This window comes from Sphingomonas sp. PL20, from assembly GCF_017875905.1.
Taxonomy (GTDB): domain Bacteria; phylum Pseudomonadota; class Alphaproteobacteria; order Sphingomonadales; family Sphingomonadaceae; genus Sphingomonas; species Sphingomonas echinoides.
The window spans coordinates 3,432,202-3,447,532 of record NZ_JAGINH010000002.1 but is presented as its reverse complement, the minus strand read 5'-3'; the positions used below and the strand labels follow the sequence as shown (position 1 = coordinate 3,447,532).

At 64.5% G+C, this 15,331-nt stretch carries 14 protein-coding genes; 5 read left to right on the top strand and 9 right to left on the bottom strand.

Annotated features, from left to right (window positions below; all coding sequences use genetic code 11):
- Positions 1–177: 177 nt before the first annotated feature.
- The 5 genes from H4W01_RS16215 to H4W01_RS16195 form a co-directional block, all read right to left on the bottom strand.
- Complete coding sequence (locus H4W01_RS16215; RefSeq protein ID WP_209612389.1) at positions 178–996, bottom strand: AraC family transcriptional regulator; 819 nt, start codon at positions 994–996, stop codon at positions 178–180.
- Positions 997–1,164: 168 nt separating this feature from the next.
- Positions 1,165–2,112 (bottom strand): helix-turn-helix domain-containing protein, encoded by a 948-nt coding sequence (locus H4W01_RS16210; protein ID WP_209612387.1) that lies wholly within the window; start codon positions 2,110–2,112, stop codon positions 1,165–1,167.
- A gap of 108 nt (positions 2,113–2,220) precedes the next feature.
- Positions 2,221–3,297 (bottom strand): alkene reductase, encoded by a 1,077-nt coding sequence (locus tag H4W01_RS16205; RefSeq protein ID WP_209612385.1) that lies wholly within the window; start codon positions 3,295–3,297, stop codon positions 2,221–2,223.
- A gap of 37 nt (positions 3,298–3,334) precedes the next feature.
- The gene (locus tag H4W01_RS16200; RefSeq protein ID WP_209612383.1) at positions 3,335–3,976 is read right to left on the bottom strand and encodes an NADPH-dependent F420 reductase; all 642 of its coding nucleotides are present in this window, start codon (positions 3,974–3,976) and stop codon (positions 3,335–3,337) included.
- Positions 3,977–4,154: 178 nt separating this feature from the next.
- Positions 4,155–5,483 carry a c-type cytochrome gene (locus tag H4W01_RS16195; protein ID WP_334685314.1) on the bottom strand — a complete coding sequence of 443 codons (1,329 nt, stop codon included), beginning with the start codon at positions 5,481–5,483 and terminating at the stop codon, positions 4,155–4,157.
- A gap of 229 nt (positions 5,484–5,712) precedes the next feature.
- Here H4W01_RS16195 and H4W01_RS16190 point away from each other — a divergent pair, with 229 nt between their 5' ends.
- From H4W01_RS16190 to H4W01_RS16180, 3 genes are all read left to right on the top strand, one after another.
- Positions 5,713–6,174: a (2Fe-2S)-binding protein gene (locus H4W01_RS16190; RefSeq protein ID WP_209612378.1), complete on the top strand. Its 462-nt coding sequence runs from the start codon at positions 5,713–5,715 to the stop codon at positions 6,172–6,174.
- Entirely contained in the window at positions 6,171–8,285 is a 2,115-nt protein-coding gene (locus H4W01_RS16185) for a xanthine dehydrogenase family protein molybdopterin-binding subunit (protein ID WP_209612376.1), read from the top strand. The genes H4W01_RS16190 and H4W01_RS16185 overlap by 4 nt, the downstream gene beginning before the upstream one ends.
- A 178-nt stretch (positions 8,286–8,463) precedes the next feature.
- A complete protein-coding gene (locus tag H4W01_RS16180; protein WP_209612374.1) occupies positions 8,464–9,498 on the top strand; it encodes an alpha/beta hydrolase in 1,035 nt (344 codons plus the stop codon).
- A 57-nt stretch (positions 9,499–9,555) separates the two neighbouring features.
- On the opposite strand, the gene H4W01_RS16175 is transcribed toward H4W01_RS16180, so the two are convergent.
- Positions 9,556–9,978: a GFA family protein gene (locus H4W01_RS16175; protein ID WP_209612372.1), complete on the bottom strand. Its 423-nt coding sequence runs from the start codon at positions 9,976–9,978 to the stop codon at positions 9,556–9,558.
- Positions 9,979–10,357: 379 nt separating this feature from the next.
- On the opposite strand from H4W01_RS16175, the gene H4W01_RS16170 reads away from it, so the two are divergent.
- Positions 10,358–11,191 carry an SMP-30/gluconolactonase/LRE family protein gene (locus H4W01_RS16170; RefSeq protein ID WP_209612370.1) on the top strand — a complete coding sequence of 278 codons (834 nt, stop codon included), beginning with the start codon at positions 10,358–10,360 and terminating at the stop codon, positions 11,189–11,191.
- Positions 11,192–11,389: 198 nt separating this feature from the next.
- Positions 11,390–12,955: a PAS domain-containing sensor histidine kinase gene (locus H4W01_RS16165; RefSeq protein WP_209612368.1), complete on the top strand. Its 1,566-nt coding sequence runs from the start codon at positions 11,390–11,392 to the stop codon at positions 12,953–12,955.
- Positions 12,956–12,970: 15 nt separating this feature from the next.
- Here the strand turns inward: H4W01_RS16165 and H4W01_RS16160 are convergent, their stop codons facing one another.
- The 3 genes from H4W01_RS16160 to H4W01_RS16150 all read right to left on the bottom strand — a co-directional run bounded on the left by H4W01_RS16160 (position 12,971) and on the right by H4W01_RS16150 (position 15,303).
- On the bottom strand, positions 12,971–13,738 hold the full coding sequence (locus tag H4W01_RS16160) for a carbon-nitrogen hydrolase family protein (protein WP_209612365.1): 768 nt from the start codon (positions 13,736–13,738) through the stop codon (positions 12,971–12,973).
- A 102-nt stretch (positions 13,739–13,840) separates the two neighbouring features.
- Positions 13,841–14,353, bottom strand: a complete 513-nt coding sequence (locus H4W01_RS16155; RefSeq protein WP_209612363.1) for an isoprenylcysteine carboxyl methyltransferase family protein — start codon at positions 14,351–14,353, stop codon at positions 13,841–13,843.
- Positions 14,354–14,481: 128 nt separating this feature from the next.
- Entirely contained in the window at positions 14,482–15,303 is an 822-nt protein-coding gene (locus H4W01_RS16150; protein ID WP_209612360.1) for an alpha/beta fold hydrolase, read from the bottom strand.
- Positions 15,304–15,331: the final 28 nt, after the last annotated feature.

The following is a 15,331-nucleotide window of genomic DNA, read 5'->3' as shown; positions in this document are numbered from 1 at the left end:
TACGATACCCGCGGCGACGGGCGGCTCAAGCTATACCCGGGGATGGCGGCGCGCCCATGACGATGTCCTTGTCCAAGCAATGTCGCGCGGGCCCATATCGGCGTTCGTCCCCAGTGCTCCGTCATCATGTCGCGCCGAGCCGGGCAGGGATCGCACGCCCTCTCGAAGCTGGCCGCCTTAGCGGCGACTGCGGAACCGACGCCATTCCGCAGGGGAGGTTCCCGCCTGGCGCGAGAAGGCCCGCGTGAAGTGGCTCTGGTCGGCAAATCCGGACAGCAGCGCCACCTCGGCGATCGAATGCTCATCGCCGCGCAGCAGCTGCTGCGCGAGCTCGATACGGCGCTCCATCCGCCAGACGCTCGGCGATTTCCCGGTCGCGAGCTTGAAGGCGCGCGAGAAATGACTGGGCGACAGATCGCAACGCCGCGCGATCTCGGACAAGGCCGACGGGCTCTCCAGGCTTTCCAGCAGCGCATCCTGCGCCTGCCGCAGCTGCGGGGCGGCGAGCGCGCCGCGCAGGCCGGGCGAGGGGATGCGCATCTCGCCATAGGTGATCGCAACATGCGTCAACAACGCCATGAGCAAGTGATCGAAGACGAGGTCGTCCACTTCGGGGCCGGACGCGATGGCGTGCGCGATGCTGGCCTGAAGACCGTCCATCATCGGGTCACGCCAATCCCAGGCGTGGGGGACGCGCAGGTCGTTCGGTGGAGCGGTGCCGACCTGTTGGGCCAACGCATCGAGCGCGCCGCGCGGGATGGCGACGTTCATCGTGTCGAATGCGGAGCTGAAGCGGGCATTGCCGCTCGGCCGAAGATCCATGATGTGCATCGATCCGCGCGGCAGATGGGGCACGTTGACATGCCCTTCGTCGGACCAGAATTCATGGTGTGGAAGATCGTCGAACAGATAGATGAGCGAGAAGCTCTCCTGGCGGTCCGCGTGGATCGCGGCTTCCGGCCCCATCGTCGCGCAGCGCGTGTGGCTCGCGATCACCGACTTCGCTCCTATGGTCGTCGAACGCGACTCGTCATGGTCCGTGTACACGTTGACTGCAGCGGGTTTGTCCATCGCAGTGCCATTTCCTGTGGTGTCGTTTTGCGACAGGGAAGCCGATACGTCGTGTCTCGCGATAGCATCTTCAACTTGGTCCAAAGCAGCAGGCTAAGGATGCCGGGCTGTTCGGAGCCAATCGCCGGGAGGTCGGCCGACGTGCCGCGAGAAGGCCCGCGTGAAGTGGCTCTGGTCGGCGAAACCACACAGCAGCGCCACCTCGGCAATGGAATGCGCGTCCTTGCGCAGCAGCTCTTGCGCGAGTTCGATCCGTCGCTCGAGACGCCACGCGCTCGGGCTCTTGCCTGTTGCCCGCTTGAAGGCGCGTGAGAAATGACTGGGTGAAAGGTCGCAGTGGCGCGCGATGTCGGACAAGGCCGCCGCGCTGTCGAGGTTTTCCATCATGGCATCCTGCGCGCGCCGCAACTGCACCGGGGCGAGGCCGCCACGCAGCCCCGGCGAAGGCTTCCGCATCTCGCCATAGGTGATCGCGACATGGGTCAGCAGCGCGAGGATCAGATGATCGAAGACGAGCGTGTTGATCTCGGTGCCCGCGGCGATGCAGTGGGCGAGGCTGGTCTGCATCCCGTCGATGGCTGGGTCGCGCCAGCGCCAGGCTTGGGGAACGCGCAAATCCTTTGGCGATGCAGTGCCGATCTGCTCGGCAAGCGCGTCGAGCGCGGCCCGCGGGAGTGCGATGTTCATCGTGTCGAATGGCGATTTGATCCGCGCGTTGCCGCTCGTCCTAAGATCCATGATGTGCAGCGAGCCTGCGGGCAGGTCGGGAACGTTGACGTGCCCCTCGTCCGACCAGAATTCGTGCGCCGGCAGAGTGTCGAACAGGTAGATCAGCGAAAAACTGTCCTGGGCTGCGGCTTGTAACTCGGCGTCGGAGCCGACCGTGTCGCGGGTTGAGTGGCTTGCGATCATCGCCGCGTTCCCAATCACCGCAGAGCGCCGTTCGTTGCGCACCATTCCGGGAACGGCGTCGCCGCGCCGACGCCACGACGACACCGGACCAAGACCCTTGTCAGTATTCATCATCAAGCCCGGTTTCATCGAAAAGTGGTAAGAATGTCAAAAGGATGAAGCAAGGTTTCGGCGCTTTGTACCGCCACTGACCGGGAGGAATCCACCTGCGACCCAGAAACCCCTCTCCCCACTGAATCAGGCCAGCTTGGGGTAGTCAGTATACCCCTCGCGCCCTTGCGTGAACCACGTCGCCATAGTGTCCGGTGCAAGCGGGGACCCGTTTCGGAGCCGCTGGACGAAATCGGGGTTGGAGATGAACGGCCGACCGAACGCCACGGCATCGCCGTGCCCTGCGTCGAGTTCGGCTTGCGCGCGGGCCCCCGTGAAGTCGGAATTGAGGATCAGCGGTCCCTTGAAATACGAGCGCAACTGACCCGCGAGCGGCGGCATTTCGCCAACCCCGAACGAGCCGTCGATCGGCGGCTCGCGCAGCTCGAGATGCGCGATCCCGATCTCCGACAAGGCCTCCAGCGCCGCCAAGAATAACGGAACCGGATCGCTGTCGCGCACGCCCTGCGTTTCGCCGTTCGGCGAGAGCCGGACGCCCGTTCGATCGGCACCGATGGCGTCGGCGACGGCGAGCGTTGCCTCGCGCAGCAGGCGGATGCGATTGGGGATCGAGCCGCCATAGGCATCGTCGCGGTGGTTTCCGCTGTCGCGCAGGAACTGGTCGATCAGATAGCCATTCGCCGCGTGGATCTGCGCTCCGTCGAATCCCGCATCGATCGCGTTCAGCGCGCCTTGCCGGAAATCGGCGAGAATGCGCGGGATCTCGTCGATGTGGAGCTGTCGCGCGACATCGTACGGTTGCTTGCCGTCATAGGTGTGCGCGTGGCCCGGCGCAGTCGTCGCCGAGGCGGAAACGGGGGGCTGGCCGCCGAGGAAGCTCGAGTGCACGCCTCGGCCCATATGCCACAGCTGCACGATGATCCGGCCACCGGCCTCATGGACGGCGTCGGTGATTTCGCGCCAGCCGGCGATCTGCTCGGGCGTCCACAGGCCGGTGGCGTAAGGCCAGCCGAGCCCCTCCTGAGTGATGCCGACTGCCTCAGAGATGATCAGGCCGGCGTCGGCGCGGTCGCGATAGTAATCCGCCATGATCGGGGTCGGAACGTGCGCCCGCGTGCCGCGCGCACGGGTCATCGGTGCCATGAGGATGCGGTTGGGCGCGGTGATCGCGCCGAGTTGGATCGGGTCGAAAAGCGAAGGCATGGTTGTATCCTTGTCGCGGCGCTTTCGCCGACCGGGTTTACGGGTTGAGCAGGTCCATTTCGGGGGCGCTGGCCCCGCCCTGGGCCTGCGAGATCAGGCTCTTCTGGGTGAGCGGGCCGCCGAATTGCGACAGGAGACCACCTTCGTCGGTGCGGCCGAGGTCGATCGGCGTAAACCCCATCCTGGTCATCAGCGCGACCACCGCAGCCTTCGAATCGCTGTCATTTCCGGAGACGAAGAGCACGCGGCTCCCCCCGTTGTGGTCGCTCGGTTCGCGACCCAGCACACGCGCCCAATTGTGGTTGAAGCCCTTGACGAAGTGCGCGCCGGGGGCTGCTTCCGCGAGGATCTCGATCGAGGGGCGGCCGCCGAGGTCGAGCGGCGAGAAGTCCGAATAGTCGAGCGCGTTGGTGGCATCGACGACGATGCGACCGGTCCAGTCGCTACCCGCCTTGAACACGTCGAACGCCGCCTCATACGGTACGGCAAGAATGACCATGTCCGCCTGGACCGCCTCGGCAAGCTCGGTCGGGACGATGCTGGAGCCGAGTTCTTCCGCAAGCGCCGCGACCGATCCGGGACCGCGCGAGTTGGCGACGAGAACGGTGGTTTCGATACGGGCGAACTGACGGGCAATCGCGGTTCCGATCGCGCCCGAGCCAATGATTGCATAGGTCATCGCATGTCTCCTTTAAACGGGGTTTGGGCGGTTTCCCCTCGAGGACCGGTGCCTTTAGACGTGCGTCAAAGCGGTTCTGGACGCCATGCTACGACGGTTTCGCCGCGTCATACCCGCGTATATTCCGGATACGTAACGGTCTGGCCGCTTAGGATCGGGTCTGGCCCCCAGCATCGCGTCACTCGGCGCGCAGCGCCGCCACCTTGGCGGCGGTCAGCGTTGAGGGCGTCCCGCCGTAGCGTGCGGTGACGTAGTTTACGACCGCCGCGATCTCCGTGTCGGAGTAACTGTCGCGGAAGCTCGGCATGTAGCGGCGGATCTGGTCGGGCCGACCCGTGCCGTTGAGCACCATCAAAGCGGCGTTGGCCGCAGTGCGGTCGTTCACGGCACGGTTTCCGGTCAGCTGCGCCTCGCCGACCAGCGCGCCGGACCCATTCCAGGCATGGCAGCCGACGCATGCGTTCGCGAAGAGCCGCGCGCCGGGGGTGCCAGGCGCCGGGCCTTGCACGGGCGATCGCGAAGCCGGTTTGGCCATCGCGGCGAACCCGGAGGAGCGACGCGGCGGTATCGTCTGGAGATATGTCACCATCGCGGCGATGTCGCTGTCGGTCAGCTTGCTCAGGCTGACGTCGATGGCCTCTTCCATTGGCCCCGATGCGACGCCGTGTCCACGCGCATAGCCCTGCTTGAGGTAGCTCGCCATTTGCGCGGGCGACCAGGTGCCGATACCGGTCTCGCGGTCCGAAGTGATGTTGTACGCGTTCCAGCCCTCGGCCACGCCGCCGGCGAACTTCTGGCGCATGTCCATCGCCTGGGCGAGCGTGCGGGGCGTGTGGCACTCGCCGCAATGCGTCGGGCCTTCGACGAGATAGGCACCGCGGTTCCATTGCGCGCTGCGTTCGGCGACCGGGCGGAACGGCTGGCTCGGCACGAAGAAGGCCGACCAGATGCTCATCAACCAGCGCTGATTGTACGGAAAGCTGAAGCTGTTCGGGCGGTTTGCCTGCTGCACTGGCGCGATCGTCGCGAGGTAGCGGCGGATCAATCGCACGTCGCCATCGGCGATTTGGGCATAGGAGGCGTAGGGAAAGGCAGGATAGAGTCTGCTCCCGTCGCGGGAGATCCCGTGGTGCATCGCGCGGAGGAATTGGGTGTCGCTCCAGGCCCCGATCCCGGTTGTTCGATCGGAGGTGATGTTGGGCGCGTAGAGCGTTCCGAACGGCAGGCGGAAGGCGCGCCCGCCCGCATAGGGCTTGCCGCCCTTCGCGGTGTGGCACGCCATGCAGTCGGTAGCCTCGGTGAGGTACTTGCCCTTGGCCAGATCATCCGCGCTGGCGAGTTCCGCCGGAACACCGACCGGCGAGGGCCCGACATAGGACGCCAGGTCCACCTGCGTCCCTCCGGCGAACGAGAGCGGCGCCGGAAGGATCAGCATGCGCCAGGCGATAATGCCGACGATCAAAACGGCCGCACCCAATAAGACAAGAAATGTGCGTCGCTTGCTCATGGTCATCGCATCTGCTTCCGGCGTTGAGCGAGGCCCGCTTCCGTACGCGCCCTTCTGGTACTGGCGTACCGCCGCCGGAGCGATTGCTCGATTATACACGGGGATGAGATTCCCTACCGACACCGATACGCGCGTATGATTGCCGAGCCGCTGCTATCGCTGGAGAAAACGCCTTAAATTTGGGGCGGCGGCGCGACAGCGTTCGTCCGCGTGGCGGAGGGACGGCGAGATGGTGGACTTCGAGGTGAACGGGCAGCGCGCGTCTGTCGCGGTCGACCCGGAAACGCCATTGCTATGGGTGCTGCGCGAGGAGCTTGGCCTGACCGGCACCAAATATGGCTGCGGCATCACGCAATGCGGCGCGTGCACGGTGCATGTCGATGGCGAGGCCAAGCGCTGCTGCATGCTGCCGGTCGGCGAAGTCGCGGGACGCAAGGTCACAACGATCGAAGGGCTAGGCACCAAGGGGCTGCATCCCGTCCAGACGCTGTGGCTCAAGCATCAGGTCCCGCAATGCGGCTATTGCCAATCGGGCATGATCATGGCGGCGGCTGCAATGCTCGCGGCCAATGCACATCCGAGCGATGACGAGCTCCTCGCCTCGATGACCAATATCTGCCGCTGCGGAACGCATTCGCGCGTCCGCGCCGCGCTCGATGAGGCGCGCGGCGCTGCGGCGAAGGCGGCATGAGCGTGCTCGCTCCCTCGCGACGGGGTTTCGTCGCGGCCGCACTGGCGGCCGTTCCGGGCGCATATCTGCTCAGCTTCACGACGCCCGCAAAGAGCGGGACCGGCTCGGATGTGCTGACGACGCATTTTCTGCAGCTGGCGCCGGACGACGAGATCATCCTGACGTCGCCGGTAGCCGAGATCGGGCAGGGAACCGCGACCGCTTATGCCATGCTGGTCGGCGACGCGATGGACGCCGAGTGGAGCCGGATCCGCATCGAGCTCGCCCCGGTCGACCCGAAATACAACAATCCGCGCTTCTTCTCGCAGCTTACCGGCTCGAGCACCGGGGTGTCCGAGTTCCACGCGGGCTTCACCAAGGCCGGCGCGACCGCGCGCACGATGCTGATCCAGGCGGCGGCGCGGCGCTGGAACGTCGAGGTGGCGCAGGTGACCACCGAGAACGGCGTCGTTGTCGGCCCCGCCGGTCAGCGTCTTCGCTACGGCGAACTGGCGGCTTATGCCGCGCGGCTGCCCGAGCCGACGGTACTGATCGAGCGCACCGACACGCGTCCGCGCTACGCGACGAAGCGGATGGTCCGCCTCGATCTGCCGCAGAAGGTCGATGGATCGGCGCTCTATGCGATCGATCTCAAAATGCCCGGCATGTTGAGCGCAGCGGTCGTCACCGCGCCGGTGTTCGGCGGCAAGCTGCTCTCCGATAGCCGCGCTGCGGTGTTGAAGCTGCCCGGCGTGAAGGGCGTGGTCGATCTGCCGAACGGGCTGGCGGTCGTCGCGGATCGCTGGTGGACCGCCCGCCGTGCGCTCGAGCTGCTCGCTCCGGTGTGGCAGGCGACGCCACACGACCATGTCGACGATGCCGTGATCAGCGCCCAGTTCGCGCGCGACCTGGCGACGCCGGGCGTCGTGGCGGAAGATGTGCGGGGCAAGGGGCGGGCCGGGCTCAAGGACGCCGAGAAGGTCATCACCCAGCGCTATGAAGTGCCCTATCTCGCGCATACGACGATGGAGCCGATGTCCTGCGTTGCGCTGGTGAGCGGCGCGACGTGCGATTTCTGGATCGGCTCGCAACAACCGCAAAAGGCGCGCGACACCGTCGCCGCTTTGCTCGGTATGCCGAAGGAAGCGGTGACCTGTCACCCGGTCATCGCCGGTGGCGGCATGGGACGGCGCCAGGAAACCGACGTCGTCGAGCAAGCGGTGCTGATCGCCAATGTGTTCAAGGGCTTGCCGATCAAGGTCATCTGGACGCGTGAGGAGGATGTCCGACACGATTTCTACCGTCCCGCCGGCATGTCCGAGCTGTCCGCAGGCATCACGGGCGGCCGGATCGACACCTATGTCCACAAGCAGGCGACCCCCTCGATCCTGCCGCGCATGTATCCGGCCGCGATGAAGACCTATGACGAGGTCGTGACCGATGCGATCCAGTCGCCCTACGGTTTCGCGAATCGCGAGACGCGCTGGGTGCGCAGCGAAACGCATGTGCCGACGGGGATGTGGCGCTCGGTCGGCGCGTCGCACACGGTGTTCGCGATCGAGAGCTTTGTCGATGAGGTCGCGCACGAGATCGGCGCGGACCCGGTCGCGATGCGCCGCGAGATGTTGCGGGATGCCCCGCGCGAGCTCGCCGCGCTCAACCGCGTGGTCGAGATTTCGGGGTGGCCCGGCACGGGCGGTGGATCGGCGATGGGCCTGTCGATCAGCCACAAGCGCGACGACTGCCTGACCGCACAGGTCGCGCAGGTATCGATCCGCGACGGGCGGCTCGCAGTCGAGCGGCTCTGGACGGTGTCCAATCCCGGCAAGGTGATCAATCGCGACGCGGTTATCGCCCAGCTCGAGGGGGCGGCGATCTGGGGCCTGACGGCGGCGCTCTACGGCCGCGTCTCGATCGACGCGGGGCGCGTTCAGGAGAGCAACTTCCACGACTACCGCATGGTGCGCCTCGCCGAAGCGCCGATCTTCCACACCGAGCTTCAGGAATCGGGCGAGATGGATGGGGTCGGCGAGGGCGGGGCACCCAATGTGGCACCCGCGATCTGCAATGCGATCTTCCGCCTGACGGGAAAGCGCATCCGCAAGCTACCGATCCTGGAGCAGTTCGCCTGACGGCATCGAACGCCGCCGACCCTCGCACCATACTCACGGATGATCCGAACGCCGCGCGCATAATTTCGGTCTGATGCGAGATCGGCGATCTTCAACGTAGGCGGAGGGGAAGACCTGCGCCGCCTTCAAAATCGCCATTGGTCAGCGTTCGACCAGCACGTTCAGGGGAGTGCAATCGATGAAACGTTCAGCCGCAGCCACCTTCATTATCGGAGCCAGTTTGATGAGCCAGCAAGCCTTCGCGCAGGACGTCGCGACCGACCCCAATCTCGATCCGGCGGTTCGCGCCTTCCTGGTCGAGGTCAACAAGAACCCGAGCCCGACGCCGCTGTGGGAATTGCCGCAGCCGCAGCCGCAGGATGTGATCACCGGGCTGCAGAACGCGACTCCGGTCGACATGTCGGGCGTCACCATCTCCGAACAGACGATCGTCGAGGACGGCCGGTCGGTGAAGCTCTTCGTCATGAAGCCCGAGCACGTGACGGGTAAGCCCGGCGTGATCCTCTTCATCCATGGCGGCGTCTGGATCGTCGGCAATTTCGCCAATCATAAGCGGCTGCTGCGCGACATGGTGGTCGGTTCGGGCCAGATCGGCGTGTTCGTCGAATATACCCCGCTGCCCCAGGCGAAGTTCCCGACTCAGCTCGATCAATCCTATGCGGCACTCGAATGGGTCGCCAAACATGCCGGCGAGCTCGGCGCTGACGGCGGCCGGATCGCGGTTGCGGGCAATTCGGTCGGCGGCAACATGACCGCGGCGCTCGCGCTGATGGCGAAGGACCGCAAGGGGCCGAAGATCCGCTATCAGGTGCTGCTGATCCCGGCGACCGATGCCAGCGTCGATACCGAAAGCTATATCAAGTTCGCCAACGATCGCTTCCTCGCGCGCGCTTTCATGAAATATGGCTGGGACCGCTATGCGCCCGACGCCAAGACGCGCGACAATCCTTATGTCTCGCCGCTGCGCGCGAGCCTGGACGACCTCAAAAGCCTGCCGCCAGCGCTGGTGATCACGGCCGAGAACGATCCGCTGCGTGACGAGGGCGAGGCCTATGCGCGCAAGCTCAAGGACGCTGGCAATGTGGTGACCGCGGTCCGCTACAACGGCACGATCCACGATTTCGTGCTGCTCAACGGCCTGCGTCACGTGCCCTCGACCGAGGCGGCGCTGCAACAGATCAGCGACGGTATCCGGGAGCATATCGGCCAGTAAGACCTTGCCGTATCGGGCGCGCGCCTCAACGGCGTGCGCCCGACCTTGGGCGCGGTGTCAGTCCATGTCGGGACGCGCAAGATGCTGGGGCACGTCCAACGCCTTGGTCCAGGCCAAGCGGCGCTTGGTGAAGATCTCCATCATTGGCGGCGCAATCTCATCGGGATGGTCGAGCGCCCCGAGCATGAGGAAGATCGTGCTGGGAAAGCCTTGCAGCTGATCGGTGAAGACCCTCGCCCCACACTCGGGACAAAATCGGCGGGTCAGCGTGTTGCCGGTATCGGCAACGTACGAGAATCCCTTGGGATCGCCGCTGAGCAACACGAAATCATCTTCCGGGACCGAGAAATAGCTGGCCATCACGCCACCCGACGATTTCTGGCAATCTAGGCAGTAGCAGTCCGCGATGAAGGCGGGGTCGGTCGTGAATTCGAACCTGACCGACCCGCAGGCGCATTTTCCGGTGAATTTAGCAGGCATGATGCGCTCCTTGTCCGCCGGGCGTGAGCGCGCCGGCACGGGCGCAAAGTGACAAATCGCGATCGTGCCCGCGACTTATACCGACGTATAGCGAAACGTTGCGAACAGGTGGCACGCGACATCGACGATCACCCCGGTCGTCATCCGCATCGAACGATAGCCCGCAGATCGACAAATGGAGACAAATTCGAACAAATCCGTTCAAGGCCGACGCGCGCAAACTCGTTAGGTTTCCGATGGTTCCACCGGAGACCTAATGAGTGACTTGTGTGTGCCTTCGCCAGACGATGATCGATTGGGTAGGCCGGTGATGGCGTCTCTCGAACAACGGCTTCCTAATCGCGTCCTCGTCGAGGGTCTGGACCAGCCAGAGGGCCCCATGGTTCTATCCGATGGCACGATCCTCCTGGTGGAAATGGGAGAAGCGCGGGAATGCGTCACGCGCCTCGATCGGACTTTGGGTCCCGTGCCTTTTGCGCGTCCCGGCGGCCGCCCAACCGGGCTCGCCGTCGATGGCGATGGATGCATCTGGGTGGCGGGTGGAACCGACAATTCGCTCGTACGGCTTTCGCCCAAGGGGGAGGTGCTTGCGACCATCGCGGGGGATGACCATGGTCCGTTCCTGTTTCCGAATGACCTGGCTTTCGGTCCCGACGGCATGGTGTACATGACCGATTCCGGGATGACGCCGACCGAGCTTATCCAGGGGCTCGTCATCCGGCCTGATTTTGCCAGTGCGCGGTATGACGGTCGCGTCTTTCAGATCGACCCGCGCAAGGCGTCGGTTGTCCGACGTCTGGCGACGGGGTTGCGCTTTGCGAATGGGATCGCCTTCGGTCCCGACGATGCGCTGTATTATAATGAAACGCTGACGGGCGTTATTTATCGCCAGCCGGACGGCGGTGCGGCCACGCCATTTGCGCAGCTGGAGCGGCAAGCCCCGATCGATCGTTTCTGCGGGCCTGACGGCATGGCGTTCGACTCCGCTGGGCGGTTGTATTGCGCGGTCTATGGGGAAGGGCGGGTGGCCGTCCTCGATTCCGCAGGTGCTGCGCTTCCTTCGATACGGACGAACGGAGATCGCCCGACGAACGTCGCCTTCGCGCGGCACGATGCAGAATTGTTCATCACCGAGGTGCAGTTCGGAGCGGTCGAAGTCGTGCGCGCGGACCATAGCGGTTTTCCGCTGCATCAACCGTCGATCGACTCATGAAACCGACTTCGTCTTTCTATGAAGTGACTCGCGTGCAAAGCCTTGGTAGCCAGACCGATACGCCTCTGAATTTGGGAAGCGGGACGCAGCCCATGGTTGATCATAAGCCGCATCGGGAAATACGCGGTCTTGCCAGTCTCCCGATCCGCTTGCGTTTGAGAGACTGCGATACAGTCCGTCGCCAACGCGTGTATTCGCATGGGCAGTAAAACTTTGCGCTGGGATGACGAAAGTCTCCAGGTGACGACCGACGCGATCCCCGCGTTGATCTCGTTCTTCGACGCCGATCATGTGTGCCGCTATGCGAACGACCATCATCTGGCATGGTACGGGCGGTCCGCCGAATGCCTGATCGGTCTCCATATGCGCGAATTTCTGGGCCCCGAAGCGTATCTCCAGCGGCAGCCGTTTCTCGACCGCGTCGCGCGCGGCGAGCAGGTCTCCTTCGAAGCGACCGTGCCACACCGCTCGGGTGGCTGGCGCGATGCGGCGATCCGGTACGTTCCACGGATCGGATCGAATGGCTTTGAAGGGTTCCATACACTGGTCTTCGACCTGTCGCGCGAACAGAGCCGCTTCCACAGCATCTTCGACGGCACGGCAGTCGGATTCTGGGAGATCGACCTCACGGAAATGCGCGCGATGTTCGCGGCGCTTTCGTCGGACCCATGCGAGATCGCCAGACTGGCCGCGTCGGATATCGCGATCGTGCGGCGGACGCTCGATAGGACGCCGGTGGTCGATCTCAACGCCAAGGCTTGCGCGATGTTCAGGGTCGAGCGCTCCGCGGCGCTGGGGCGACCGCTGGGGCAATGGGTCCCCGACGTCGGTTTGCCGGTGTGGAACCGCAATCTCATCGCGTATCTCAGCGGGGACGAAAGCTTCGAGGCCGAGACGGTCATGCGGCGTGAGGATGGCACGCTCGTGGATGTCCTGCTGAGCTGCGCCTTCCCCAAGCAGCGCGACGAGCAGGTGCTGGTGATTGTCGGGATCGTCGACATCAGCGCACGCATCAGCAAGGAGCAGGAACTCGCGCGCGTCCAGGCGCATCTTGCGCATGCCGCCCGTGTTGCGACGCTCGGCGAGCTGATGGCGTCGATCGCGCATGAGGTGAACCAGCCGCTCGCGGCGATCCTCGCCAACGGCAACGCCGCGGTGCGGTGGCTGCGGCGTCCCGAACCCGATATCGGGGAAGCGCTTGCCGCGCTCGGACGGATGATCAGCGAAGGTGCCCGTGCGTCGGAGGTGATCGCGCGGACGCGGAAAATGGCGATCAAGGGCGAAGAGACTCGTGCCGCCTTGACGATCCCCGAAATGATCGACGATGCGGTTGAAATCACGCAGCGTCAGGTGTCGTCGCTGGGGGCAACGCTGTCGACCCGATATGACAGCGATCTTCCCGAGATCGTCGGTGATCGCGTCCAGTTGCAGCAGGTCATCATCAACCTGATCGTCAATGCCGCGCAGGCGATGGCGGCGATCGAAAATGGGCAGCGGGACATTGCGATCGACGTCGCGCAGGCGGCGGACACGGTGGTGATCGACGTCAGCGATACGGGGCCAGGTATCGGGAGCGCCGCATGCGAGCAGGTGTTCGATGCCTTTTATTCGACCAAGTCGGACGGCATGGGCATGGGGCTGTCGATCGCCAGGACGATCGTGCGTGCGCATGGCGGGGTGATATCCGCCACGTCGCCCGCAGGAGGCGGAACGCGCTTTCAGATCAAGCTGCCGCTGACCTCCGGCGCTGCCGCGCTCGCCTGAGCGGCGGTTCCTTCGTCAGATAGGGGCGTCCACATAGACTGGATAGGCTTGCTTGGCGCGTTTCCCCAATGCGAGATCGACCTCGATTATGCCAAGCCGGTTGGAAGGGGAGGTGGTGGCGAGCAACGCCCCGCCCGGGGCGTAAGCGAAGCCGACACCGCCAAAGTCGGGCCCTGCGCCCTGCCGACCGACACGATTGGAACTGACGACATAGGCACCGCTGACCAATGCGGACATAGCGCCCGCCGTCAGCCATGGCTCGACCTCGCGCCCGGTTGCTCGTGGCACGACGATCAGGTCCGCACCGTCGCGACCATATGCCCGGGCATGTTCGTTGAACATGACGTCGGTGCACAGCAGCACGCCAACTTTGGCATCGTTGATCCCAGCTAATCGGAAACCGTTCCCAGGCGCATACCACTGGCCTTCATACCATCCCGGTTCCGACGGAAAATATCGTTTTCGGTGTACGGCCCGCGCCACGCCGTCGGCAATATGAACGGCCTCGTTGGCAAGCTTTTCCCCGAACCAGACAGGCCGGGACGTCAAGACGGCGCCGACCTGAAAGCGCGCGAGTGCTGCGATACCCGCCTCGTGCACCGCGATGCTTGCTGCCGCCGTGTCGCGGTCAAACGATGCCGCAGCAGCAATCCAATCGCCGAAGGGGAGTTCGTTGGTGACGAGCAGGTCGATTGAAGCCTCGGCGATTTCGGTGCCGATCGCTTCCCAATCGCGACCCTCGGGCAGCAGACCATCCGGCCATTCCACAAAACCTACACGCATCTCTGCTGATCCTTCAGGCCGCTCAAGCCGCGACGTGGCCATACGTGACCCCGACAGAGGGGATGCTACGTCTTCGCGCGTATGCCGTCGATCGAACGGGTTTCAGTACTCCGAAAAGCGATCGCGCATCGTCCGTTCCTCCAGCGTGATCCGGATGACGAGCGGGACGAGGTAGATCGGCAGGCCGATCGCCAGCGTGTCATAAGCATGCAGCGTCAGCGCGAAGCCGATCAACTCCGGAATGATATTCAGATAATAGTTCGGGTGTCGAACGAAGCGGAAAAGCGGCGTCGTCACGAGCGCGTGATCGCGGGCGATCAAGAGCTTCACGGTCCAGAAGCGGCCAAGGCGGTGCGCCACCACCAGCAACATCGCGGCCCCAAACAGATAGAGCACCAACCCGGTCGCGCTCACGCCATCGAACGGTGCCGAGCGCCAGACGCCTTCGATGGTCGGGAAGACATAGAAAGCGACATGCGCCGCGGCGAGCAGGCTCGAATTGCGCGCGCCATATTCGACCGCGCCGTTATGGCGGAGCGCCTTCTCGTTACGGATCGATACCGCGAGCATCGCGAAGCGGAAAATGAAGGCTGCGATAATGAAAGGGATCAGCAAGAGGGTCTCCTGACGGACCAGCGTCCGGGGGGGGCACGAAACCGTCACCGACGTGTGTCTGGGGGATCGCGATGTGCTCCGCACGTGGAAAAAGCGCCGCCGACGGCTGACAGTCGGCGGCGTAGGGGTCAGCCCTTGATGAAGTCCAGCACGTCCTGGTTGAACTGCTCCGGGTTCAACTGGGCGATGCCGTGGCTGCCGCCTGGATAGGTCTTCAGCACACCATTGGGGACGAGCTTGATCGTCTTGTAGGCCGCAGCGGCGATCGGGACGATCTGGTCGTCTTCGCCGTGCGCGACGAGCGTCGGCACGTCCATCTTCTTGAGATCTTCGCTGAAATCGGTCTCGGAGAACTCGCGGATGCAGTCATAGGCCGCCTTGACGCCCGCCATCACGCCTTGGAGCTCGAACGTGTCGATCAGACCCGGAGCCTGCTTCGCGCCCTCGCGATTGAAGCCGTAGAACGGCTGCGCAAGCTCCTTGAAAAAGCTCGCACGGTCGGCAAGCGTGCCGACGCGGATGCTGTCGAACACCTCAAGCGGCGTTCCTTCTGGATTGGCGTCGCTCTTGAGCATGATCGGCGGGACCGCGCTCAGCAGCACGGCCTTTTGCACGCGTGCCGTGCCATGGCGGCCGATATAGCGTGCGACCTCGCCGCCACCGGTCGAATGCCCGATCATGACGATATCCTTGAGATCGAGCTGTTCGATCAGCTCGGCCAGATCGTCGGCATATTGGTCCATCGTGTTGCCGTCCCACGTCTGGTCCGACCGACCATGGCCGCGGCGATCGTGTGCGATGACGCGGAAACCGTGGTCGCCGAAGAACATCATCTGCCGGTCCCAGGCGTCGCTCGACAGCGGCCAGCCATGCGAGAAGGTGATCGGCTGGCCCGAACCCCAGTCGCGGTAGAAGATGTTGGTGCCATCCTTGGTCGTGATCGTGCTCATGCTGTCCTCCACGCTCTGGCGGGCGTGC